This is a genomic window from Vibrio sp. SSH13-20 (genome assembly GCF_040104475.1).
In the GTDB taxonomy this organism is placed as follows: domain Bacteria; phylum Pseudomonadota; class Gammaproteobacteria; order Enterobacterales; family Vibrionaceae; genus Vibrio; species Vibrio harveyi.
Genome location: NZ_JBECOU010000006.1, coordinates 339,639 through 364,301, shown reverse-complemented (window position 1 = coordinate 364,301; position 24,663 = coordinate 339,639). Strand labels below are relative to the sequence as shown.

Annotated in this window: 20 protein-coding genes; 11 read left to right on the top strand and 9 right to left on the bottom strand. The window is 46.7% G+C overall.

All coding sequences use genetic code 11. From position 1 onward, the window contains the following. Nucleotides 1–141: 141 nt before the first annotated feature. From ABMY42_RS18985 to ABMY42_RS18945, 9 genes are all read right to left on the bottom strand, one after another. Nucleotides 142–1,686: a trypsin-like serine protease gene (locus ABMY42_RS18985; protein WP_349266643.1), complete on the bottom strand. Its 1,545-nt coding sequence runs from the start codon at nucleotides 1,684–1,686 to the stop codon at nucleotides 142–144. 200 nt (nucleotides 1,687–1,886) lie between these two features. Next, the gene (locus ABMY42_RS18980; RefSeq protein WP_069687106.1) at nucleotides 1,887–2,369 is read right to left on the bottom strand and encodes a GNAT family N-acetyltransferase; all 483 of its coding nucleotides are present in this window, start codon (nucleotides 2,367–2,369) and stop codon (nucleotides 1,887–1,889) included. 160 nt (nucleotides 2,370–2,529) lie between these two features. Further along, nucleotides 2,530–4,410: a propionyl-CoA synthetase gene (locus ABMY42_RS18975; RefSeq protein WP_349266642.1), complete on the bottom strand. Its 1,881-nt coding sequence runs from the start codon at nucleotides 4,408–4,410 to the stop codon at nucleotides 2,530–2,532. 240 nt (nucleotides 4,411–4,650) lie between these two features. Next, complete coding sequence (gene prpF, locus ABMY42_RS18970) at nucleotides 4,651–5,838, bottom strand: 2-methylaconitate cis-trans isomerase PrpF (protein WP_349266641.1); 1,188 nt, start codon at nucleotides 5,836–5,838, stop codon at nucleotides 4,651–4,653. 23 nt (nucleotides 5,839–5,861) lie between these two features. Further along, nucleotides 5,862–8,471 (bottom strand): Fe/S-dependent 2-methylisocitrate dehydratase AcnD, encoded by a 2,610-nt coding sequence (gene acnD / locus ABMY42_RS18965; RefSeq protein WP_029789734.1) that lies wholly within the window; start codon nucleotides 8,469–8,471, stop codon nucleotides 5,862–5,864. A 132-nt stretch (nucleotides 8,472–8,603) separates the two neighbouring features. Next, nucleotides 8,604–9,746 (bottom strand): 2-methylcitrate synthase, encoded by a 1,143-nt coding sequence (prpC, locus tag ABMY42_RS18960; protein ID WP_009702301.1) that lies wholly within the window; start codon nucleotides 9,744–9,746, stop codon nucleotides 8,604–8,606. A 132-nt stretch (nucleotides 9,747–9,878) separates the two neighbouring features. Beyond that, a complete protein-coding gene (gene prpB / locus ABMY42_RS18955; RefSeq protein ID WP_020197566.1) occupies nucleotides 9,879–10,775 on the bottom strand; it encodes a methylisocitrate lyase in 897 nt (298 codons plus the stop codon). Between the two features lie 12 nt (nucleotides 10,776–10,787). Continuing rightward, entirely contained in the window at nucleotides 10,788–11,507 is a 720-nt protein-coding gene (locus ABMY42_RS18950) for a GntR family transcriptional regulator (protein WP_009696948.1), read from the bottom strand. 277 nt (nucleotides 11,508–11,784) lie between these two features. Then, nucleotides 11,785–12,675, bottom strand: coding sequence for a hypothetical protein (locus ABMY42_RS18945; RefSeq protein WP_005426534.1), 891 nt, complete (start codon nucleotides 12,673–12,675; stop codon nucleotides 11,785–11,787). Between the two features lie 134 nt (nucleotides 12,676–12,809). Here ABMY42_RS18945 and tssI point away from each other — a divergent pair, with 134 nt between their 5' ends. The 11 genes from tssI to ABMY42_RS18890 all read left to right on the top strand — a co-directional run bounded on the left by tssI (nucleotide 12,810) and on the right by ABMY42_RS18890 (nucleotide 24,652). Beyond that, nucleotides 12,810–14,792, top strand: coding sequence for a type VI secretion system tip protein TssI/VgrG (gene tssI / locus ABMY42_RS18940; RefSeq protein WP_050908591.1), 1,983 nt, complete (start codon nucleotides 12,810–12,812; stop codon nucleotides 14,790–14,792). Beyond that, on the top strand, nucleotides 14,792–15,400 hold the full coding sequence (locus ABMY42_RS18935; RefSeq protein ID WP_349266640.1) for a hypothetical protein: 609 nt from the start codon (nucleotides 14,792–14,794) through the stop codon (nucleotides 15,398–15,400). The genes tssI and ABMY42_RS18935 overlap by 1 nt, the downstream gene beginning before the upstream one ends. After that, nucleotides 15,397–15,699: a PAAR domain-containing protein gene (locus ABMY42_RS18930; RefSeq protein ID WP_038899052.1), complete on the top strand. Its 303-nt coding sequence runs from the start codon at nucleotides 15,397–15,399 to the stop codon at nucleotides 15,697–15,699. The genes ABMY42_RS18935 and ABMY42_RS18930 overlap by 4 nt, the downstream gene beginning before the upstream one ends. 201 nt (nucleotides 15,700–15,900) lie before the next feature. After that, the gene (locus ABMY42_RS18925) at nucleotides 15,901–17,352 is read left to right on the top strand and encodes a type VI secretion system ImpA family N-terminal domain-containing protein (protein WP_050908590.1); all 1,452 of its coding nucleotides are present in this window, start codon (nucleotides 15,901–15,903) and stop codon (nucleotides 17,350–17,352) included. 33 nt (nucleotides 17,353–17,385) lie between these two features. After that, a complete protein-coding gene (locus tag ABMY42_RS18920) occupies nucleotides 17,386–17,907 on the top strand; it encodes a type VI secretion system tube protein Hcp (RefSeq protein ID WP_005426582.1) in 522 nt (173 codons plus the stop codon). A 20-nt stretch (nucleotides 17,908–17,927) separates the two neighbouring features. Next, nucleotides 17,928–18,431 carry a type VI secretion system contractile sheath small subunit gene (gene tssB / locus ABMY42_RS18915; RefSeq protein ID WP_005443648.1) on the top strand — a complete coding sequence of 168 codons (504 nt, stop codon included), beginning with the start codon at nucleotides 17,928–17,930 and terminating at the stop codon, nucleotides 18,429–18,431. Next, nucleotides 18,431–19,909, top strand: a complete 1,479-nt coding sequence (tssC, locus tag ABMY42_RS18910; RefSeq protein ID WP_038899054.1) for a type VI secretion system contractile sheath large subunit — start codon at nucleotides 18,431–18,433, stop codon at nucleotides 19,907–19,909. Before tssB ends, tssC begins: the two co-directional genes overlap by 1 nt. 231 nt (nucleotides 19,910–20,140) lie before the next feature. Continuing rightward, a complete protein-coding gene (locus ABMY42_RS18905; RefSeq protein ID WP_349266639.1) occupies nucleotides 20,141–21,535 on the top strand; it encodes a type VI secretion system contractile sheath large subunit in 1,395 nt (464 codons plus the stop codon). After that, nucleotides 21,535–21,957, top strand: coding sequence for a type VI secretion system baseplate subunit TssE (gene tssE, locus ABMY42_RS18900; protein WP_005451929.1), 423 nt, complete (start codon nucleotides 21,535–21,537; stop codon nucleotides 21,955–21,957). Before ABMY42_RS18905 ends, tssE begins: the two co-directional genes overlap by 1 nt. Next, nucleotides 21,950–23,701 carry a type VI secretion system baseplate subunit TssF gene (gene tssF / locus ABMY42_RS18895; RefSeq protein WP_349266638.1) on the top strand — a complete coding sequence of 584 codons (1,752 nt, stop codon included), beginning with the start codon at nucleotides 21,950–21,952 and terminating at the stop codon, nucleotides 23,699–23,701. Before tssE ends, tssF begins: the two co-directional genes overlap by 8 nt. 12 nt (nucleotides 23,702–23,713) lie before the next feature. Next, the gene (locus tag ABMY42_RS18890) at nucleotides 23,714–24,652 is read left to right on the top strand and encodes a type VI secretion system baseplate subunit TssG (RefSeq protein ID WP_173652497.1); all 939 of its coding nucleotides are present in this window, start codon (nucleotides 23,714–23,716) and stop codon (nucleotides 24,650–24,652) included. Nucleotides 24,653–24,663 lie beyond the last annotated feature (11 nt).

Sequence of the window (24,663 nt, the reverse complement as noted above, 5' to 3'; positions counted from 1 at the left end):
ACATAACTCGAAACATTGGCTGCAATTTTGCCAGTTATATTAATTTAACGTCAGGGTAATTTATGTGGATTTTACGCGTTCTCAGAATTGAAACAATAGAAGAGAGTTTATTATCAGTGAGAAATAAACTCTCTTAAACGATTACAGCTTCAACCATGCATCTGTCCATGCATAGCCTATTCCCGGCTCATAAGCACTTGGAGTTGAGCCACACCATAAACTGTTCGGCCATGGCTTACATTGGTAACTTGCACCACGATTTGTCACCACATCACCCGCTGTGTAATTAGTCCCAGCTTGATAGGCACCACCAGAAGACGGAGGTGTTGGTTTAGTCGGTGGCTCTACCGGAGGTGTTGTTCCTGAACAATCTGACGCCCCTACAGCCTGCCACACTCCCCAAAGACCAGATTCTGAAGGGTTATCACCTTGCGTCCACCATTGGGCTTGCCATATTTGACCAGCCCACGACACGGTTTCTCCAGTGTTGTAAACCGCACTAACTTGCCATTCATTTTCACAACTACCAGATGGCGGTGTTGTTGAACTCACTGCCGATGCTATTACGACTGCTTGATATGAGGTGCTGGTTTTATCAATACCAAAGTTCAGCGTAACGCTCGCGTCACCTGCTTGAGAAGCGCCAAACTCAACGTCAACAACACATGAGCTTCTTGCACTAAGGGTCGATTGTGCACATTGGTCTCTGGTGATCATCGCAGATTTCGTGACACCAGAACTTTGCAGTTCCACACTTTCGACAGTAAACGCAACATTACCGATATTTTGAATACTGAAACTGTGTTGCTTCAGCTCGCCCACTTTAAAAGAACTCAAAGTCTGATTTGCGGTGTAACCAACAGAAACATTATCTGTCGGAGGCATTGTCGTACCTAAAACGCCATCAACAAAACTGCGCAACGCCGCAATGTCACTATACACACCGTACTTACCCGGTCGGGCACAACCTATGCCCCAACTTACGATACCAAGTTGAGTCACAACGCCGTTATTATTCACAACGATGGGACCACCACTGTCTCCCTGACAAGAATCAATGCCACCTTGAGGTACTCCCGCACAAAACGAAACAGCCCCAACTGTTGTGTAGTTCCCACCAGCTTGACGGCACATTGCATCAGACACCAGAGGCACATCCACTTCTTGTAGAGCGGCTGGTGAACTGCCCCCCTCCGAAGTTCGGCCTAGTCCAGCGACAGTTAACCAATCACCGACGCCTGCATATTGCGAGACACTGCCTGATGCGATATCCACTTTCGTAACACCTTGAGGCTTTGAAGAGAGTTTTAACAGAGCGATATCATGAGACAAGGTAGAACGATTATAGGAAGGATGAATATAGATTTGGCTGACATTAGAGCGAACACCATCAGTACCATTATAAATCACACCACCAATTTTGACGGCAATTTGATTAGGAGCATCGCCATCAACACAGTGAGCAGCCGTGAGAACATAGCCATCCCCAATATAGCTTGCTCCACAGAAAGAGCGGTTACTATTACGGCTGACGATTTGTGTGTAAAACTTCCAGTTATTTGGGGTTGCGGTAATGCCACCAACAATATCCGGTTGAATTTCGTCGTATTGCGTCTGCGTGACTTGATCTGCACTTGCCAACATTGGCAATAACGCCGTTGCAAGTAAGGTTTTTGATAGATTCAATGTTATTTTCCTCTTGTTTTATGAGGCACTATTCATGTGCCACTTACAAAACAAGCAAACAAAAGCAACATCACCAATTTGGATGAGAATGAGTCGCCGCACATTGCGACGAGACTAATAGTAAATACTGACCATTAGACTCAACTTTTGCACCATCAGATTACATAAGTCACTAAGTTACCGTCTTAGCTACGCATTAATTAACGTTCAGATAACGACTTTCTTAACCAATGAATATGATGCCCAAAACCTTGGTTCTCATAGAGAGAAATCGCTGTCTGGTTAAAGTCCCAAACCTCAACAAACATCTGTTTCACTCCATAATCAACAAATGTCGTCTCTATCTTTTCAATCAAAGCTTTCGCGGTACCTTGCTTACGATATTCGGGTAATACGTATAGCTCATCAACGCTTCCCATCATGACAGGTTTACTAACCGTAGAAATAAGCTCGCAGAAATGCCCAGATACAAAGCCGACGATCTCACCCTCTACTCTAGCGACATACACCAAACATTCAGGATTATCGAGATAGCGAGCAATACTCTTTTCTTGTTCGATTTCTTCTGCGGTTTTAAACAGCTCTGGAGATTGGATGTGGTGCTCATCATGCAGCTCGAACATCAAATCATTGAGTTGTTCAAGATCGTCAAAAAGCGCTGGTTTGATTACAAAAGTAGACATAGGAAAAGAAGCCAAAAACAGGAATCCATATAGTGTGTGTTTAAACACGAGATTAGGCAAGCAGGAATGCAAAAGCCTCTTGCCGACAAAACAAGAGGCTTCGATATTTACGATTGGTCGCAGCTAATCTAAGATCGTGCTTAATTAAAATCGTACTTAACTAGCCACGTTTAAGCACTCGTTCGATTTCGCCTAAACTGGATGGATCATCAATGGTTGATGGCACCACGTATTGCTCACCATCGGCTATTTGACGAATGGTTCTTCGCAAAATTTTGCCTGAGCGTGTCTTTGGTAAACGATCGACAACCAGCGCATGTTTAAAGCAAGCCACAGCACCAATCTCGTTGCGCACTTTACCCACCAACTCACCCTCTAGCGTTAGATCATCAATCTTCACACCATCTTTAAGAACCACGAAGCCAAGTGGTAGCTGTCCTTTTAACTCATCATGGATACCGACTACCGCGCATTCCGCAATCGCTGGGTGACCGCCCACGATTTCTTCCATTTCGCCAGTAGATAGGCGGTGACCTGCAACGTTAATTACGTCATCAATTCGTCCCATGATAAACAGGTAGCCATCTTCATCTAGGTAACCGCCATCTCCCGATACGTAGTAACCCGGAAATTGACTTAGATAACCAGTTTCAAAGCGGTCATGGTTGCGCCAGACAGTTGGTAGACAACTTGGTGGTAATGGGCGCTTCAGAGCCACAAAACCTTGCTGATTTGCACCCACTGGCATTCCCATTTCGTTGAGAATCTCGACCTGATAGCCAGGTATCGGCTTGGTAGCAGAGCCTGCTTTTACCGGCATTACCTCGATACCGGTCGGATTGCCCGCGATAGCCCATCCAGTTTCGGTTTGCCACCAGTGGTCAATGACCGGCTTATCTGCTTTGCTTTCGACCCATTCTAGCGTTGGTGGGTCAAGACGTTCACCTGCCATGAAAATAGAGTCGAGGTTGGACAAGTCGTATCGCTTAATGAACTCGCCTTCTGGGTCTTCTTTCTTAATTGCGCGGAAAGCGGTTGGCGCGGAGAAAAGCACGTCCACTTTGTATTCGTCACAAACACGCCAGAATGCCCCCGGATCCGGTGTTCTCACTGGTTTGCCTTCAAATAGAATAGTTGTACAGCCATGAATCAACGGTGCGTACACAATGTAAGAGTGACCAACGACCCACCCTACATCGGATGCAGCCCAGAACACACCATCTTGAGGAATGTTATAAATCGACGTCATCGAATATTTCATCGCCACGGCATGACCACCATTGTCACGCACCACGCCTTTTGGTTTCCCTGTTGTGCCAGAGGTATACAAAATATAAAGAGGATCTGTCGCTAGCACAGGGACACACGCATGAGGCAAAGCTTGCGCGTATTCTTGCTGCCAATCTAAATCACGTTCAAGGTTAAGTTCGGCTTCGCACTGCGGGCGTTGAAGAACAAAGACTTTCTCAGGCTTCCAACGGCTGTCCATAATGGCTTTATCAACCATTGGTTTGTACGGGATCACCTTGTTAATTTCGATGCCACAAGACGCCGTCATGATGACTTTGGGTTCCGCATCTTCAATTCGAACGGCAAGCTCATTCGGGGCAAAACCGCCAAACACCACCGAGTGAATCGCACCCAATCGAGCACAAGCCAGCATCGCCATCGCCGCTTCTGGGATCATCGGCATGTAGACGACCACACGATCGCCTTTGGTTACGCCTTGGTTAGAAAGCATACCCGCGATTTTTGCTACTTGGTCGCGCAAAGCTTGATAGCTGTAAGTTTGTTTTTGCCCCGTCACTGGCGAATCATAAATCAGTGCGGTTTTATCGCCTCTTCCTTGCTCGCAATGATAATCGAGCGCGAGCCATGACGTGTTCAATACGCCATCAGGAAACCAACGTTCAATCCCTTGTTCGTCAGCTTGTAAGATGGTGTTTGGCGCTTCAAACCAATCGATGTTTTCAGCTTGAGTACGCCAAAAGTTTTCCGGTTCATTTTGTGCCCAAAGGTATTCTTTTTGATATGCAGACATATTGCTTCCTCCAGTATGTCCTGACATTGCTTTTTAATACCAATCGCATTAATTAGATGTTCAGAAGATTGCGTAGGTAAAACCGCTTAGAACAAGGCAAAGATTGCAGCTAGCTAGTTGCTCTACCTACACCTTCTTTTACTAAGAAATAGGTTTAACGAAGTTATCAGCGGTTTTAACAAGCAAGAATCATCAAATAATTGATGTGGTTGGTATAAGTATCACTACCATGCAATTGTGTTATTCAAAGACATTGGAGGGAACACGCACAAAGCCCTCCATCAGTATTCTTGCGCTGCGGCTCATGATGGCTTTCTCAACCACCCAACCTTGTTGTGTTTGTTTGGCTTTTGCCCCCACCTTAAGCGTTCCTGACGGATGCCCAAACGTCACTGATTCTTTCTCTCCGCCACCAGCCGCCAAATTGACTAGAGTACCCGGGACGCATGCCGCCGAGGCAATGGCGACCGCAGCGGTTCCCATCATGGCGTGGTGAAGCTTGCCCATAGATAAAGCTCGGACGAGAATATCGACCTCACCTGCCTCTACGGCTTTACCACTCGACGATAAATAGGATTTAGGCTGGGAAACAAACGCAATCTTAGGCGTGTGTTGACGTGTTTGAGCCTCTTCGAGCGAATCAATCAGCCCCATTTTTAGCGCGCCATGAGCACGAATGGACTCAAACCTCGCGAGCGCAAACTCATCGTTATTGATGTCATCTTGAAGCTCAGTGCCTTGGTAGCCGAGCGCTTCTGCGTCAATGAAGATCGTCGGTATGCCTGCGTTAATGAAGGTTGCGTTGAATGTCCCAACATCTGGCACGACCAAATCGTCTACTAGATTGCCGGTTGGAAACATGCTGCCGTCACCATCAGCAGGGTCGACGAAATCAACTTGGATTTCAGCCGCTGGGAACGTCACACCATCAAGCTCAAACTCCCCTGTTTCTTGAACGAAACCATTTATGATTGGTACATGAATCAAAATGGTTTTTCCAATATTTACCTGCCATACGCGAACAGTAACGATGCCGTTTTCGGGAATACGATCTTCATCGATCAACCCTGCATGAATGGCGAAAGGTCCGACTGAAGCAGAAAGATTGCCACAGTTACCACTCCAATCGACAAACGGCTTATCTATTGATACTTGCCCGAACAGGTAATCAACGTCGTGATCGACTCGCTGACTGCGCGACACAATCACAGTTTTACTGGTGCTGGAAGTCGCGCCCCCCATGCCATCAATTTGTTTTGCGTACGGATCTGGGCTGCCAATCACACGAAGTAGCAGCTTGTCTCTTGCCTCGCCTGCAACTTGCGCTGGCTGTGGCAAATCTTCAAGGTTGAAGAACACCCCTTTGCTCGTCCCGCCGCGCATGTAAGTCGCCGGGACTTTGATTTGGCTTTGCATCTTGCTATCCATATCTTACTCCGTTATTGCGCTATCTATTGCGAGAGGAAATCTTGAGCAAAGCGCTGTAACACACCGCCCGCTTTGTACACGTGAACTTCATCTTCAGTATCGAGTCGACAAGTCACTGGCACATCAACCTTGTCGCCATTAGCACGGGTAATCACCAACGCCAAATCAGCACCAGGAGTGATATCGCCGATAACGTCATAAAGTTCAGTGCCATCTAATTCGAGTGTCTTTCGGTTCACGCCATCTTTAAATTGCAGAGGAAGTACGCCCATGCCAACTAAGTTGGTACGGTGGATACGCTCAAAACCTTCAGCGACAATGGCTTCTACACCCGCCAAGCGAACGCCTTTCGCCGCCCAATCTCGGGATGATCCTTGACCATAATCCGCACCTGCGACCACGATAAGCGGCTGCTTGCGATTCATGTAAGTCTCTATCGCTTCCCACATGCGTGTTACTTTGCCTTCAGGTTCGACTCTCGCTAACGATCCTTGCACGACTTCGCCATTTTCCTTGACCATTTCGTTGAACAGTTTTGGATTAGCGAAAGTGGCGCGCTGCGCGGTTAAGTGATCGCCTCGGTGAGTCGCGTATGAGTTAAAGTCTTCTTCTGGCACGCCCATCTTCGCGAGGTATTCGCCTGCGGCGCTGCTTGCCAAAATCGCGTTCGATGGCGACAAATGGTCGGTCGTAATGTTATCGCCTAAAACGGCAAGAGGACGCATTGAAGACAGAGTTCGCTCACCAGCCAGTGCTCCCTCCCCCTCTTTTTGCCAGTAGGGAGGTCTTCGGATATACGTACTCATCGGACGCCAATCGTAGAGCGGATTCGGATTGCGAGCCTCATCATTCAGTTTGAACATTTGAATGTAGACTTGATTAAATTGCTCAGGCTTAACGTATTCACCCACCACAGCATCAATTTCTTCATCTGTTGGCCACAAGTCGTTGAGATAAACGGGCTTGCCATCTTTGTCTGTGCCTAAAGAGTCACGTTCGATATCAAAACGAATCGTACCAGCTAACGCGTAAGCAACGACCAAAGGTGGCGATGCTAAGAATGCTTGTTTTGCATAAGGATGAATTCGACCATCAAAGTTTCGGTTCCCAGAAAGTACTGCCGTTGAATACAGATCTCGGTCGATGATCTCTTGTTGGATTTTCGGGTCAAGTGCACCACTCATACCGTTACAGGTTGTACACGCATAAGCCACGATACCAAAACCAAGTTTCTCTAGTTCAGGGAGTAAGCCAGATTCTTCAAGGTAGAGTCGAGCAACTTTAGAACCCGGAGCAAATGAAGACTTCACCCAAGGTTTGCGCACCAATCCAAGCTCATTCGCTTTCTTAGCGACCAGACCTGCTGCCACAACGTTTCTTGGGTTACTGGTATTGGTACAAGAAGTAATCGCCGCGATGATCACCGCGCCATCTGGAAGCTCGCCTTCTTTCTCTTGCCACTCTCCAGAAACACCACGCTCAGCAAGCTCTGAGGTAGGTAAACGACGATGAGGATTAGATGGACCTGCCAAATTACGCCCGACTTGGGACAAATCAAACTCAAGTACGCGTTCGTAAACGGCAGTGTCTAAATCATCTGCCCACAGACCGGTTTGCTTGGCGTACTTCTCAACCAAGTCGACCTGTTGATCATCGCGCCCTGTCAGTTTGAGGTAATTAATGGTCTGCTCATCAATGTAGAACATCCCAGCGGTTGCGCCGTATTCTGGCGTCATGTTTGAGATGGTCGCGCGGTCGCCGATGGTTAGGTCTCGCGCCCCTTCGCCAAAGAACTCGAGATAGGATGAAACCACACGTTCATTGCGCAGGAACTCGGTAATCGCCAACACGATATCGGTAGCGGTAATACCCGGTTGACGCTTACCAGTAAGCTTCACGCCAACAATGTCTGGTAGACGCATCATCGACGGGCGACCAAGCATAACCGTCTCCGCCTCTAAACCGCCGACACCAATCGCAATCACGCCAAGAGAATCAACGTGAGGTGTATGACTGTCTGTGCCGACACAGGTATCTGGGTAAGCAATGCCTTGCTTGGCTTGCACAACCGGAGACATCTTCTCCAAGTTGATTTGGTGCATGATGCCATTACCTGCAGGAATAACGCTAACGTTCTCGAACGCCGTTTTACACCACTCGATAAAGTGGAATCGGTCTTCGTTTCTGCGCTCTTCTATCGCGCGGTTTTTCTCAAACGCCTCTGGGTCAAAGCCTGCATGTTCAACTGCCAGTGAATGGTCAACGATCAATTGCGTTTCAACCACAGGGTTTACTTTCGCTGGGTCACCGCCTTGTTCGGCAATCGCATCACGTAGACCAGCGAGGTCGACTAATGCGGTTTGTCCAAGGATGTCATGACAAACCACGCGCGCCGGATACCAAGGAAAATCGAGGTCACGCTTGCGTTCAATCAACTGTTTTAAGCTATCAGTGAGCGTATTTGGGTCACAGCGACGAACCAACTGCTCTGCTAAAACGCGTGAGGTGTATGGGAGCTTTTCATAGGCTCCTGGAGAAATGTCGTTAACAGCTTCTCGGGTATCAAAATAATCGAGTTGGGTTCCCGGGAGCGGCTTACGATATTGAGTATTTATATTTGTGGTGATGCTCATGGGCTTGCTTCCGCTTTAGTGTACATCTTGTGCCTGAACGCACCGCGATACTGTTTTTGAAATGGATTCGCGGTGAAAAAGACGCCCCTTGTGAATGCCATCAAGGCAAAGCTCACAAAGAGGCGTCACGCGCTAGCGTTGTTCGATTGGCACCCAGTCTTGATGATCCGGTCCGGTATAATCCGCACTTGGGCGAATGATTCGGTTGTTCGCACGTTGTTCATACACGTGCGCCGCCCAACCTGTCAGTCGGCTCATCACAAAGATTGGCGTAAACAATTTGGTTGGAATATCCATGAAGTGGTAAGCCGAAGCATGGAAGAAGTCAGCATTACAGAACAGACCTTTCTCGCGCTTCATTACGGATTCCACACGCTCAGAAACCGCGTAAAGATGTGTGTCACCCACCTCATTCGATAACGCTTCTGACCAACGCTTGATCAGTGCATTACGAGGGTCACTTTCACGATAAATCGCATGACCAAAGCCCATGATTTTGTCTTTGTTCTCTAGCATCTGCAGAATGTTGGCTTCTGCTTCATCTGGCGTTTGCCAATCTTGAATCATCTCCATCGCCGCTTCGTTTGCACCGCCATGAAGTGGACCACGCAACGTACCGATAGCAGCCGTAATACAAGAATGAAGATCAGAAAGCGTAGAAGCACACACGCGCGCCGCAAATGTTGAGGCATTAAACTCATGCTCTGCATAAAGAATCAAAGAACAGTGCATCACCTTTTTGTGCGTTTCGCTTGGTGCTTTATCAGTAAGCAGTTTCAGGAAGTAGCCGCCGATGCAGTCTTCGCTGTTATCGTGTGTTTTGATTCGTACGCCATCGTGGCTGAAGCGATACCAGTAACAGATGATCGCAGGGAAAAGCGCCAGCATTCGCTCAGTAGCATGGAGCTGTTGCTCAAAGTCCATTTCTTGCTCTAAGTTACCCAGCATAGAGCAACCTGTGCGCATGACATCCATCGGATGAGCATCAGCAGGAATCAGCTCTAACGCTTGCTTAAGCTCCGCTGGTAAGCCACGCAAGCTCAATAGATGTGTCTTGTAGGCGTCTAGCTCTTGTTGATTAGGTAAGTGACCGCGTAACAGCAAATGCGCGACTTCTTCAAATTGAGCATGATTTGCCAAGTCCGTAATATCGTAACCACGATACGTTAGACCCGTCCCCGTTTTACCGACAGTGCATAAAGCTGTGCTTCCAGCGCTTTGACCGCGTAGACCTGCGCCACCTATCTCAGCTTTCTTTTCTACAGAATGAGGCATTGTTGAACTCCTTTTCTGTCTGACTTGGCTCTCTTAATGGGCTCTTTTGAATCAGACAATTTTCACGTTATTGGATTAGAGATTCCGTTTATCTATCTTTTTCTTGGGCTTCCGTTTGTTTCTTTGTTGACCTTATTTACCCTCCGAAAACAGCTTGTCTAACTTATTCTCGTAGTCGTGGTAATTAAGGTGCTCATACAGCTCTTTTCGTGTCTGCATTGAATCAAGCAACGCTTCTTGGTTGCCAACTTCAAGCAAGTGTTTGTAAACCATCTCAGCCGCTTTGTTCATCGCACGGAATGCACTCAATGGGTACAAAACCATGTCCACTTTGGATTGGGCTAACTCTTCACAGCCGTATAACGGCGTTTGTCCAAATTCAGTAATGTTGGCAAGAATTGGAACGTGCTTCCCTGTCGCGTCTTCAAGCGCTGCCGAGAACTGTTGATATTGGTCTAGCTGATTCATTGCCTCTGGGAAGATCATGTCTGCGCCCGCTTCCACACATGCAATCGCACGTTCAATTGCACTGTCCATGCCTTCTACTGCTAGTGCATCAGTGCGAGCCATAATGACAAAGCTCTCGTCATTACGTGCATCCACCGCCGCTTTCACTCGATCAACCATTTCTTGTTGGCTAACAATCGCTTTATTTGGGCGATGACCACAACGCTTCTGCGCCACTTGGTCTTCCATGTGCACTGCCGCCGCACCCGCTTTTTCCATCGCTTTGATAGTGCGTGCGATGTTAAAAGCTCCACCAAAACCGGTATCGATATCAACCAATAACGGCAAATCACACGCGTTGGTGATACGGTCTACGTCCACCAAAACGTCGTTCAATGTCGTAATGCCAAGATCTGGCAAGCCGTAAGACGCGTTAGCTATGCCGCCACCCGACAAATAGATAGCTTGGTGACCCAAGTTTTTCGCCATCATGGCGCAGTATGGGTTAATGGTGCCGACGATCTGCAGCGGGTTGTTTTGCTCAATGGCGAGTCTGAACTTCGCCCCCGGAGATAAGCTCATGACAATTTCCTTCTAGTCTTGTTCTCTATCTTTACTTTCAGAATGTAGAATCTGTAATTCGATTAGTTTTCGGCTGCCTGAGATGTGCCTTCTCATTAGCATTTCTGCCAGTTCTTCATCACGGTTGCGAATCGCTTGCAGAATGAATTTGTGTTCGTTGAGTGCTTCGTTAGGACGAGATTGCGCACGTGGTGATTGGTAACGATACATGCGCAACAAGTGATACAGTTCGTCGCAAAGCAAAGAGATAAGCTTGCTGTTTCTGCTCGCTTGAATGATTCGATAGTGGAAATCGAAGTCACCATGCTGGTGGAAGTAAGACGATCCTTCGACTTCGTCAATATGTTTGGAATGTGTCGACAATAGCATTTCCAAACTCAGTAACTCTTCTTGAGTGATATAGCGAGCCGCGAGCCTTGCAGCCATGCCTTCTAACGCTTCGCGGACTGAATACAATTCGATGAGTTTTTCTGGAGAGAAAGTGATAACACGAGCGCCAACATGCGGAATGCGCTCAATCAACCCAAGCCCTTCAAGACGCATCATGGCTTCACGTAGAGGACCTCTACTCACTTGATATTTCTTGGCTAATTCAGGCTCTGAGATTTTACTGCCCGGTTCAATTTCACCACTCACAATCGCTTCCACTAACGATTCGGTCAGCGATTCAGATTTAGTGTGCTCTTTTTCAGAGACAATCACTTTATGACGAGTTTTCAATTCTGTATTCATATTCAAGGCACTCGTATTTAGAAATCAAAGTGTCAACAATTTGTTAACTTGAATATAAAATAGACGATCAGATTGTCGACAATCAAGCAAATTGTCGACAATTTAGACTAAGGTATAGTGTTATTGAGTGATTTATGTATGAAAAAACATTCAGTTCGATAAGAGCAAGCTGAAATTGTCGACAATAAAAACTCATTAAATTCAGCAAGTAAAAAGAATTAGGGAGCACAACAGCTCCCTACTTGGGTTTAATTTGCTAACGAACGGTCAGATTTGCCTAGTTGACCAGCTTGTAGGTTAAGTCTTTTTCATCCAACAAACCGGATTCAACGAGGTTTCTCTCCAACATCATATCTTGCAGTTGTTTCAGCGAATTGATGTTGCCGTAACTGCGGCGGATCTGGTCAAACGCCTCTTCCAGCTGCGGTAAGTTTTGTGCATTCATCTGATCAGTAGTCGCTTCAGAAGCCGCTAAGAACCACTCCACATCTTTAGTGATCTCTTGCACTTGGATCAGGCTTTCACGCAATTTCGCTTGGTAGTGCTCCACCTCTTTGATGGCAGAAAAGAACTCCGTCCAAGCTTGCATGTTATCGATAGCCGATGTCGAAGACATGGTGGTTTTGTTGAGCTTCACACGGGATTCATTGATCGCCTCTTTAAGCTTGAATAACCGCAAACTGAGCTCATCAGAACGCTTTGGTAACAGCTTCACCTCGTACTTCACGAGTTTACGAATCGCATGGATGTGTTCATCACGCTTACGCGCAGAAAGCGCCAGGAACTCGTGATCGACTTTTCCTACCGAGTTGGTTTTAAGTTGCTTGCGAGCAGATTCAATTTTTTTGTTAAGAAGAGATTTAACGCCTTTCTTTGAGCCTTCTTCCCACGCTTTGCGAGAAGCGGCTTTTAACGCTGCGCCACCTGCGACTTCCAAAAGGGCTGCCCCCTCTTTCGAGCCGGGAAATGGAATCATCCCGATACCAGTCCTTACCCCTTTTTGCGCAATATCCATCGCGACCATTTTCTTGTCACGTTTTACCCAGTTCTTGGCAGATTGGTATTTATTACCGAATTTTCTCGCCCAACTTTTGTGATATGACTTACTGTCCTTTTCTACATTTTGCAAAAATTCTTTCGCCATCTTTTTTGCATTTTGACTCGCCATAAAGAACTCCTTTTCTTTTAATAAATCGAATAGCGAATAAGATCTAATACTGCTATTTTTTGAGTAATTTGATTAATAATAGTATTTATATTTCAAATTTTTATTATTAAAAAGTTCAAGCATAAGGATATGCAATGGCTGATAAATACAGCAGTTCGGCTAGTTTGATGTCTGCAAAAGACTCAAGTAATCAAGAACATATCATAAGTAATGCAACACTAAAGCAAGCCTTGTCAGAGCCCTTTGAAATCAAAGCAATGCTGGTATCCAGTGGCTTTGACATGCAAGATCAACTAGGTCAGTTCCTTACCATAAACCGTTATTTCAACGAATCTGGCAGCAATACACTCAATCGTTCCTACAATGGAGTTGTGACATTGATCCAACATTTAGGAATGGATTCTAATTTGCAGAATCACCAATATGAAATAACGCTTAAACCGTGGTTTTGGTTATTAAAACACACACATTCTTTCCGGGTTTATCAAAATCAATCCACACAAGAAATTGTCAGTGATATTTTCGATAACGCTGGTTTCAAGGGTAACTATAAAATATCCAGCATGCCTTCGACCAAGCGTGAATATTGTTTGCAATATAACGAATCGGATTTTGACTTCGTTTCTCGTCTGCTCGCTGAGGAAGGCGTTCATTATTATTTTGAGCATGCGAGTGGTTCACACACTATGATTTTGCAAGATGCTCAAACTCCATTTGATAAAGCCAGCACAGCGAAATTTGATATGAAGGAAACGCCGACAGGCTCACTTCCTTTGCTTGAAGATTGGTGCCCTACCGTTGCTTTTCATGGCGCAAGTGTTGAGCTATCAAGCTACGATTATTCGCAGACGAAACTCATTACCAGCGGCAGTAAAACCTCCAGCAATACCATTGCCAACAACACTCAACTTGCCAACACGCGTTACCCGACTTTGGGTATCAGCGGGGACATGACGGATCTCTCTAGTAATCTTGCCAAGCGTCGCATCGAGTATGTTGAGCAGGATTACCAAAGTGTCATTGCCAGCGCAAAACACGATCTCTTCGAGCTCGGTACTTACTTCTCGCTCTCAAGCCATCTAGACAAAGATCAACTTGGTGACTTTTCGGTCATCAGTATGGAAGTGGATTACACTGAAAGTGCACAGAGCAGCACCAGACTGAAAGTAATTCCAAAAGATACCCCTCACTACCCGCAACCTCGCTCAAAACAAGTGGTTCAGGGCTTGCAAAGCGCAGTCGTTGCAGGCTCAACCGCGGGTGATATTAATCAGGACGAACAAGGTCGTGTGCGTATTCAGTTCCAATGGGATACAGACGCAACTGGCGACAAAACCAGTTGTTATGTTCGTGTCGCACAAATGCTTGCGGGAAGTAGTTACGGTGCTCAGTTTGTGCCACGAGCCGGGCAAGAAGTGCTGGTCTCTTTCATCGATGGCGATCCAGATAGACCAATCATCACGGGCAGCGTCTACAACAGCAAAAATGCCCCGCCATACGCAGAAGCCAATACAACAAAGTCTGGCATCAAAACCCAGCTTTCTGGACAGAGTAACGAGCTCTACTTCGATGACAAAAAAGACAATGAATTACTTTACCTTCATGCAGCCAAAGACCTGACACAAGAAGTTGAAAACAACCAAACAGAAACCATCAAGGGTGAATTAAGCCAAACAGTCACCAAAGCGGTATCAGTGTCGACAGAAGACAACTACTCGCTGAGCGTAACCAAAGCACTGAGCGAAAAAGCCAAGTCGATTTCGATTGAAGCTGACGATTCTATCGAGCTCAAAGTTGGCTCAAGCAAAATAACCCTGTCCTCATCATCCATTGCCATTGAAGCAACCAATATCGACGTCAAAGCCAGCAGCGCGCTGAATTTGGAAGGGACCAACGTCACCAGCAAAGCCACTTCAGCCAACAAGGTTTCAGGTACCACGACGGCGCTTGATGCAACCAGTTCAAACAGCATTTCTGGCTTGAGTATTTCCATCAAAGCGGACACCACGCTCTCTGCAGAGGGCTCTTTGAGTGCGGAGTTTAAATCAGGTCTCAAAGCGACATTTGATGGCGGCGTAATGGGTGAAGTAAAAGGCGCAATTGTAAAGGTTAACTAATGAAATATAAGAAGATTCCATACCAAACGGCAGAGCAAATACTACCGAGATTCAAAGCCAGTGACGAGGCTAAAGCGCTACTCAACGAAGAAACCAGCATCAACGATGCAATTCAATCACTCACAGACAAAGAGCTCTACAACGATCTCGTGCAGTTTTTGACGCACGCTCTACCCGTACGTGAGGCAATTTGGTGGGGAGCGTTGTGTTTAAATCAACGCAATGAGGAATGGTCACCACTTCAAAAACAGAGTGTCGAAACTTGCATGGCTTGGGTGCGTTCACCCTCCGAAGAATTACGCCGTAAAGCGGAACACCTATCTCACCGACTAGAACTAAACTGCGGGCCATCTTGGCTTGCTCAAGCAGTGTTCTGGAATGGTTCTGGCAGCATCGTTGCACCAGATATTCCACCCGTTATGCCTGATCCTTTTCTGTATGCCAAAGCGACTGCAGGTGCAATTAATCACGCAGCCGCTTTGCCTCAATGGGACAAGACGAAACCTTACTATCAAGCCGCAATCGCAATGGCTTTGGATATCGCTGCAGGCGGTCAAGGCACTTCAGATAGCCAATCACAAACTGCAGTACAAGGAGAAGTACGATGACATTACCTGCTGCTCGTATCACCGACATGCATGTATGCCCAATGCAGACACCTGCAACGCCACCGATCCCTCATGTGGGAGGTCCGGTCACCGGTCCCGGGGCACCGACTGTGTTGATTGGTAACTTACCGGCCGCGACAGTAAGTGACGTTTGCGTATGCGTTGGAACCCCAGATTCTATCGCGATGGGAAGCACGACCGTGCTATTAAGCAATAAACCTGCCGCCCGAATGGGAGACACCACTTCTCATGGTGGCAGTATTGTTGCGGGTATGCCCACAGTACTTATAGGGGGATAAAACCTCCTTACAAATCAGGCTATTATATTGATAGAAGCATTCATCCGACCAATTTTTTGGATCGACATCTTAGTTTTTATTAAATAGTTAATTTTTATCGGCTATTTAGGAAAATCCTCACTAGACTGAAGTTTACAAACTATGAAACCAGAGGAACGGAATTATCTCTGGCTTAATAAAACAATAATTCATGGATTGAATATGGTTGACATTGATAGTCTTTTGGCACCGATCACAGATGGATCGCCGAGCGGCGTCTATCTAAAACTCGATAGAAGTGCCTATCGAGCACTGAGAAACAGTTACAATGCGGCGCAATCGTCATTTCGCCAGTTGGTGGAAACGCCCGAAGCATCCAGTGATGAATCCTTACTTGAGAGTAATGATGAAAACTGGACGCAGCTGCGTACCGCGACATTTCACGCTCTCACCCAGTCAAGCAAAGACTTGGAGTTACTAGGTTGGTATATCACCAGTCAGTTGTTCACCGACGCACCCTATCGAAACCTTGCCGACGCAACGCAAGTTCTTCTAAGCACCGTGGAGCAGTTTTGGGACTCTCTCAATCCATTCCTTCCTGAAGACAAACTAAAAAGCGCTGAAGAGTCTGGCATAGCGAGAGAACGTGCAGAGTTCCGTATGAAGCCTTTGCTACAGCTTGTTGGTGAAACTCATGATACCACTGCGGTGTATATGCCTTTGCAGTTAATCGGCTTGATTGATGACATCACTTTTGCAGATTACCTACGTGCAGAGCGCAACGGTTCGCTTGGCGAAATCAAAACTAAAGCGCAAAACCTTTTCAGCGCAGACACGCAAGACATCTTAATGGATCTGGCGCAAACGTATCAGAATCTTGATGCTACAGAACAAGCCATCGCGAAGCATTGCCAACCAATTAACGCCACGCCAGTAAGTTTCAAATTCATCAAAGAAAACATCGCTGAACTTATAAATGCGATTCGTTACCTCACCGAAGATAATTTCTCCAAGTGGCCGCTGGATGATCAATTTAAATTGATTGCCGAAGAAGCCCAGGCTCCCCCCGTCGAATCAAACTCTCCTGAAACAACCTATCAAGCAACAGAAAATACAGAAGTAGCACCAACCTCATCAGAGCCAGAAGCAGAGCAAATTACGACGACGCCGTTGCTAGAGCCGATTCCTTCAAATGAAGCACACCAGCCAGCAGCACCCACTGCGATGAATATCGCAGGTCAGATCCAAAATCGCGACCACGCTTTTCATGAACTTAGAAAGCTCGCCGATTACTTCAAACAAACCGAGCCACACAGCCCTGTTCCGTTCTTGCTAGAGCGCGCAATTCGTTGGGGTTATCTGAGCTTACCAGAACTACTCCAAGAAATGACTGGTGGCAACAACCAAGTGCTCGACCATATCAATCAACTCACAGGAATGGACAATTTAGAACAAACCATTCTGAAGAGAATTCCTGAACCACAATCAGTGCCAGAGTCGGTTCCGACCGTACCACCTGCGACTGAGGTTCAAACAGCCTCTAATGAGGAGTCTCAAAGTGCAACGTCAATTGAACCAACAACGTCAGAGCAAAGCGACACTCCAAATACAACCAACCAACCAGAAGTAAAAACTACTCAATCGTCGAGCGGTATTACCGATTTCGAGTGGTGAAGCAAAAAATGCTAAAAAGCAAAGGAGAACCAAATGGCTTCTATTTACATGAGAATTGATGGCACCACACCAAAAGGTGCTGCAACGGTAGAAAAGATCGGTGGCAAGGATGGATTTTTTGCTATTGATACAGTGAACTGGAGTGCCGTTCGTGGCGTTGGCATCGACGTCGGTAACGCGAACAACGCAGACCAAGGCATGGTCGCGCTAGGTGAAGTGAACATCTCTCGTGGCTGTGATGGCGCGACACCGTACTTAACGACTTTCCTTTACGCGCCAGGTGGTGAAGGCAAAACCATCGAAATCGTGATGACTAAGCCAAACCGTGAAGGTTCTGGTGCAGATCCATACCTAATCCTGACACTGAGCGCAGCACGTATGTCGAGCTACAACATGGGCGCGTCGGATGGCCACCTGCCAAATGAATCATTCAGCCTGACATACACCGAGATTTCGAAAGCGTACTACATCGAAGGCGAAGGCGGCAAAATCGAGAAAGGTCCTGAAGTGGGCTTTGACGCGACGACAGCGAAAGTTACTTCGACAGCTTCTTAATGGAATAAGGAGATACCATTATGGCACTGAACTCCCAACACAAGCGAGTTAGCAAAAACCGTGTAAGTATTACTTACGATGTCGAGACGAATGGCGCAGTAGAAACCAAAGAACTCCCTTTTGTGGTGGGAGTCGTCGGTGATTATTCGGGTCACAAGCAAGACAAAGAAGACGTAGAAGATCGCACTTTCTATAACGTCGACAAAGACAACTTCGATACTGTCATGAAGCGTGTTGGCCCTGAGTTATCACTCAAAGTGGACAACGTTTTGGTTGATGACGACAGCCAAATCGAAGCGAGTCTGAAATTCTCATCAATGAAAGATTTTGAGCCTGAAGCCATCGTTGAGCAAGTTGAACCGCTCAAGAAGCTTGTTGAGACTCGTAACCAACTCAAAGTACTGCTTTCAAAAGCGGACCGTTCTCGTGATCTAGAGAAACTACTCAAGGAAGTGCTGCAAAGCGCAGACACTATCAACGCCCTTTCCGATGAGCTAGGCATCCAGAAAGAAGGAGCAGAATAATGACGACGGAAGTTGAAAACCAACCACAAGCAGAAGCGGCTGAAGCTTCGCTGAGCTTTCTGGATCGTGCAATCGAAGCGACCACACAAACGCCAGCGGACACAACAAAAGAACTGTTCTCAGTATTAGCAGAGCAAGCGCTAAGCGGTACAGTTACATGGGACAAGAACGTCACCAAAACGATTGAAAACGCCATCGTAGAGATCGACAAAAAGCTTTCTAAACAGCTATCGAAAGTCATGCAAGAAAATGACTTCCAAAAGCTAGAAGGTTCATGGCGTGGTCTGCAAAAACTGGTTAAAGAGAGCGACTTAGGACGCTCACTAAAAATCAAAATGGTCGACTACACCAAAGAAGAGCTGCTTGATCAGTTTGAAGATGCACCAGCCATCGACCGTAGCCCACTGTTTAACGCGGTATACCAAGGCGAATACGGCACAGCAGGAGGTGAACCGTATGGCACCTTCATCGGTGACTACGAGTTCAGCGCAAAAGATGAAGACGTCGCTCTACTCCGCTACATGGGCGAAGTAGCCGCTGCATGTCACGCTCCGTTCGTTGCCGCAGCAAACGCGGAAATGTTTGAGTTCAATGACTTCACTACCTTCGAAGAAGGCAAACCTGTCGCGGCTGGTTTTGATTCTCCGGCTTATGCTGCATGGAACTCGTTCCGTGAGAGTGACGACGCGCGCTACGTAACGCTAACACTACCTCGCACACTGGCTCGCCTTCCTTACGGAGAGAAAGGTCTTGGCACCAAACTGTTTAGCTACGAAGAGTTAAACACTGACCAAGATGGCAACCCGAATCCGTCAAGCAATGATGAGCTGGTTTGGTCAAATGCGGCTTACGAGTTGGGTCTGAAAATGACGCAAGCGTTCACCGCGTACGGTTGGTGTACAGCAATTCGCGGTCTGGATAACGGTGGTAAAGTGGAAAACTTACCAAACCTAACTTACAAGACCGAAGCTGGCGACTTGGTTCAGCAATGTCCAACAGAAGTGAACCTAACCGACGAACGCGAGAAAGAGTTAAGTGACCTAGGCTTCTTGCCACTGGTTCACTACAAGAACTCAAACTATGGCGTGTTCATCGGTGGTCAAACGACACAGCAACCGAAGACGTACACAGACCCAGATGCAACAGCAAACGCAGCGATTTCAGCGCGTCTTCCTTACATCATGGCAAGTGGTCGCATCGCTCACTACTTGAAAGTCATGGGTCGCGACAAGCTAGGTTCGAACCTAGAAGCGCCAGACATTCAACGTGAACTTCAACTTTGGATCGATCAATACACCAACGCAGGTGCAATTGGTAACGATCAACGAGCGAAAACGCCATTGGCAGAGTCTCGCATTGAAGTGGTTGAACAACCGGGTAAACCGGGCGCGTATTCAGCCGTTGCTCACCTAAGACCTTGGCTACAACTTGAAGAACTGACTACGTCGGTTCGCATGGTAGCGAAGATCCCAGGTTAATACCGATCACAGTAAGTAAGTGGTCAGAGTTAGCGCAGGAATAACGCTTGAGAACAAGGCTAAAATTTTCGGTAAGTAGTTATTCTACAGCCAAAATTTTAAACGAAGTTATCGAGCGTTATAACCAGCTAGAATGACCAGTTATTTACTACGATTGGTATACGCACGATAAAGCTTGGTCGAAGTAGGATGCTTCGACCAAGCCAATTCGATTTAGGTCACAAGGATAGTATGAGTAAGATTTATCACTCAGGTTGGCAGACCCAATTTACACAGCTAGACGATAAAGACAGCGACTTTTTACAAGAGGCGCTCTCTTTACTGTCTCAAGTGTCTCGCTCCGCGCTAGACCATCCCGATGCGCTTATTACTCATATTTCGCGCCTAATTGCAGAGATTGACAATAAGCTCTCGAAACAGATGGATACATTACTGCATCATCCAGAATTTGAGGCACTGCAAACCAATTGGCTAGGGCTTCAAGGCTTAGCCACCCTACCCGTAAACTACCAACGCACTCAACTCAAGCTACTCAATATGAGTTGGGAAGAAGTGTCTTCCGACGTCAATCAAGCCTACAGCACCAAAACGTCCGAGTTATACAACAAGATCGGCAACCAAGAGTTAAACACCTTGGGCGGACATCCATTCGGTTGCTTGTTATTCACACAGCCAGTAGCAGCAGATATGAATTTCGAATCTGACTACGATGATCTGTTCACCGTCGAACTGTTAAGCCGCTTGGGAGAAGCCACGTTATGCCCAATGCTATTTGCTCCTAATCGCGATTTCTTTGTCGAATCTGGTGCTGATTGGCTGTCTGATATCAACCGAATCGAAAAGATCCTTGCCAGCCCTGATTACCAATCGTGGCAGTCTTTACGCAGTAAGTCCTCTGCGCGTTTTGTCGGTTTAGTGATGCCAGAAATGTGTATGCGTACACGTTATCAAAACGCCAAAGTGGGATTCATCTACAATGAGAAACAAAACGGACTTTGGGGCAATGCGGGCTTTGCGTTTGTGTCCACCATTATGCGAGAACATCAACGTGTGAGTTGGTTTGGCTTCTTGAAATCTCGCTGGAACGACAACAACCAAGGTGCCGTGGTCAATCAAAGCCAAAGCGATAGCCATTTTCTGATTCAACCACAAACCAAAGTGACCTTGTTTGGGCAACTGTCGACCTTCTACAGTCGCAGCGGTTTTATCCCTCTTACTAAGAGTCCTTTGAGCGACAAGTTCTACTTCAATGGTAACAATTCGATTTGGCACAACAGCGAGTCTGATAACGAGAAAGTCCTCACTCAAATCCAAACCTCTTTGATGTCTTGCCGCATTGCGCATTATCTCAAAGTACAAGTACGCGAAATGATTGGCAGCTTCAAAACAGCGGCTGAGTGTGAGTTGTTCCTCTCTCAGTGGATTGAAAAATTCTCTAGTAACGTCGCGTACGCCAACGAAGAAACCCTATCAAAATACCCATTGAGTTTTGCAAAGATCAGCGTGTGCGACTCTGATCATCATCCGGGCAATTTCGTCTGTACTTTGCGCATCGTACCGCAGTATCAATACGACCATTTCAGCGGCGAAGTGGTGCTGACAACAGAATTGGATGAGGTGGCGTAATGAGTTTTTGGCGTACCTTTGTGCAAACTGCCCCTACGACTCGTCGAGATGATATCGAGGACATCAAATATCACCTGACTCGTCTGTTCGATTCGGAAGCGTCACTGATGAGCATTGATGATCGGTTAACCGAAGTGCAGCGCTCTAACTACCGTTTTGGCATCGAGGATGTGCACCTGTTGAGTGCCAGTCTCGACCACCAGCAATTAGCCCTCAAACTAGAAAACTACATTCGACATTTCGAGCCTCGTCTTAGCCAAGTCATGGTTGAACTTGTTGAACGTAAAGCGGGAGAAAACACCATCGCGTTCAATATTGTCGCCAAAGCCAAAACGGCACAGGGCGAAAAAGAGCTGATTTTTGATTCCAAGATTTCATTGAGCGACATGACTACTGATATGAAGGAGGATTTGTATGAGTGATCCTCTACTGCGTTATTACGAGCAGGAGCTGACTTTTGTTCGCCGTGCTCTCGGTCAATTTGGTTCTGAACATCCAGAACACGCACAACGCCTAAACATCCATCAGGGACAAATCGAAGACCCAAGTTTGGCTCGCTTATTGGATGGCGTGGCACTATTGAATGCCAACGTCGAAAAACGTCTATCTGAGCAAATCCCTGAAGTTGTCGAAGGACTGCTTGGCGTACTCTACCCAAGTTACATTCAAACGGTACCGAGTGTGGCATATCTAGAAATGAGCACAGACGCGCCTTCCACCGACAGCACGACGCTTCCCAAAGGCACACGCTTTTCTTCCGAATCGCAAGGCAAAACATGTTTGTTCACCACTACGGATGAACTCAAAACGACACCATTTGCACTGATTGACACCAAGGCAAGCAGCGCGCCCTTTGACTTCAATCGCCCACAAGGCAGTGAACAAACTACCGCCGTTATTCAGCTCACTCTGTCTACTGGCGATGATGATGTGCACTTCAGTCAATTAGCGTTAGAAGATCTCGACTTCTTCGTTCAAGGTTTCGAGAACAATGCGGATTCATTGGTCGAACTGTTGCTTAGTGAAGCGCGTGCAATATCGATTTCCGACATCAATGGTGAGAATCACGCTGTCTTGGCTGCCAATCAGCTCAAGAGCCGAATTAGCGATAAGCAGTTTCAGTTTCTGCCACAAAAAGGCAATCAATTTTCTGGCTACCATTTGATGAATGAGTTTTTCTTCTTCAAAGAGAAACGTCAGTTCTTCCGTCTTAAAGGCTTTGGTGAAGCCTGTCAGCAACATGATTGTTCAACGGTGGTGTTAAACCTGTTTATGCACTCTTTGCCGATGGAGTTTATCCGTCTATTCGACAACCAAGTGTTTAAGCTCAATGTCGTGCCTGCGGTGAACCTCTTCGAGCAAACGGGCGAACCAACCAGCTATGACCAACGCAGCCTCACCATTCCCGTTAATGCCGATGCGCATACCGATAATAAAATTCAAGTAGTCGACATTTTGGATGTGTTTGAGATTACGTCGAGCGGTCAAAAACTGCTGACGCCACTGTTTAAAGACAGTTACCAAAGCGACCCACATTGTGATTACTGGCAAAGCCGAAAAGATTCCACAGGTGAACTGCGATTGGCGATCAGCCTAAACGCCAACCAAGAGCTCGAATTCAACAAACTCTATGGCACTCGCCTTCTTTGTACTAATGGCAAACAAGCATGCACCATCAACGGTGAGATGACATGTTTACAGCCGATCGATTTGCCCGGTGATTTTCATTCGCTCTACCCACCTTCAGCTCCGATAGAACGTGAATCTGACGCCAATATGCACTGGCAGTTTATCGGACTACTGAACAGTAATTTCTCGTCTTTGCTGCACTCTGAAGATCCGACTCAGCAGCTTAAGCAAATGCTGCAATTGTGTAGCCGCAATCAGTTAGTAAGCGATGAAATTCAGATGATTCAGTCAGTAAAAGTGCGCTCACAAGTTTCATCGATGCGTATTCTTGGCAAGAACGTCTTCTCTCCGGGCACAGAGATTGAAATCACTCTCGATACGTCTGGCAACTATCTGACTTTCACCGATGTGTTGAATCGCTTCTTCCAACAGTTCTGTAGTTTTGATCGCTACATTCAGCTCACAATTCGTCTTTATGGCAAAGATGGCATTGCGAGGCGTTATCCAAAAATCCACGGGAGCCAACGCTCGATGTAGCGTGGAAGATAGATGATGTCGATGTCACTGATTAACGATTTAAAGGCGAATCCACATGAGTATGACTTTGCTCAAGCAATGCGATTGCTGATGCAAATGGCAAATCAGTCTGGGCACAAGCTGAAGTTAGAGCTCAAAGCGGAAGCCATGCCTCATGGTGATGCCGACGATATTCAATACTTTTCATTCAGTGACCACAGCGCCAAAGTTCGCATTGCGCAGCAAGCACTATCTGGCGCACAAGGGGTTATCCCCAACTACATCTATGAAGAATTGTTGTTTGCATTGCATAACGATGATCACGCACTCAAGGACTTTTTAGACGTATTCAATCAGCGCCATTTTGAACTTGCCGCGCAGCTAGAACTCGCACCTCACCTCTTGGTGCAGAAAGAGTTGGCAAAAGACAAAACCGATTTACTCAAACAACTGGCGAACCTGAAACACGAACACGGCGCGCTGTTCCAGTATTCGCTGTTGTTCGCTCAAGGGCATCGTAACTTAGAAACGTTAGAGCAAATCCTTAACGACTACTTCCCTTACCAAATCGATGTGTCGACTAAGAGCCATGAACGTCGCCAGTTACCAGCGAGTTCTCTTACCCGTTTGGGACAGAAAGACGACTATAACAGCGGGATCGGGCAAGGTTTCCTCATTGGCAAAACGTGCATGACTTACAACCAACATCTGGTAGTGAGTATCCAACCAGCCAATCGCAAAGAACTACATCAAATTCATAGAGATACTCAGTTGGCGAACCACATGCGTCAGCTCATTCAACATTATTTACGAGACGCCACGCCGATTTCTATTTATCTCAACGTTAAGCGTGCGTATCTCGAAAAACCAAGGCTGTCTGCTCAACCAGATCAAGCCGCGAAATTGGGTGAAGTGGACTGCCTCGCCCCAGAACGTAAACCTACAGAGCGGATTCGGATTCTTCTGAAATAGCTAGGTAGACA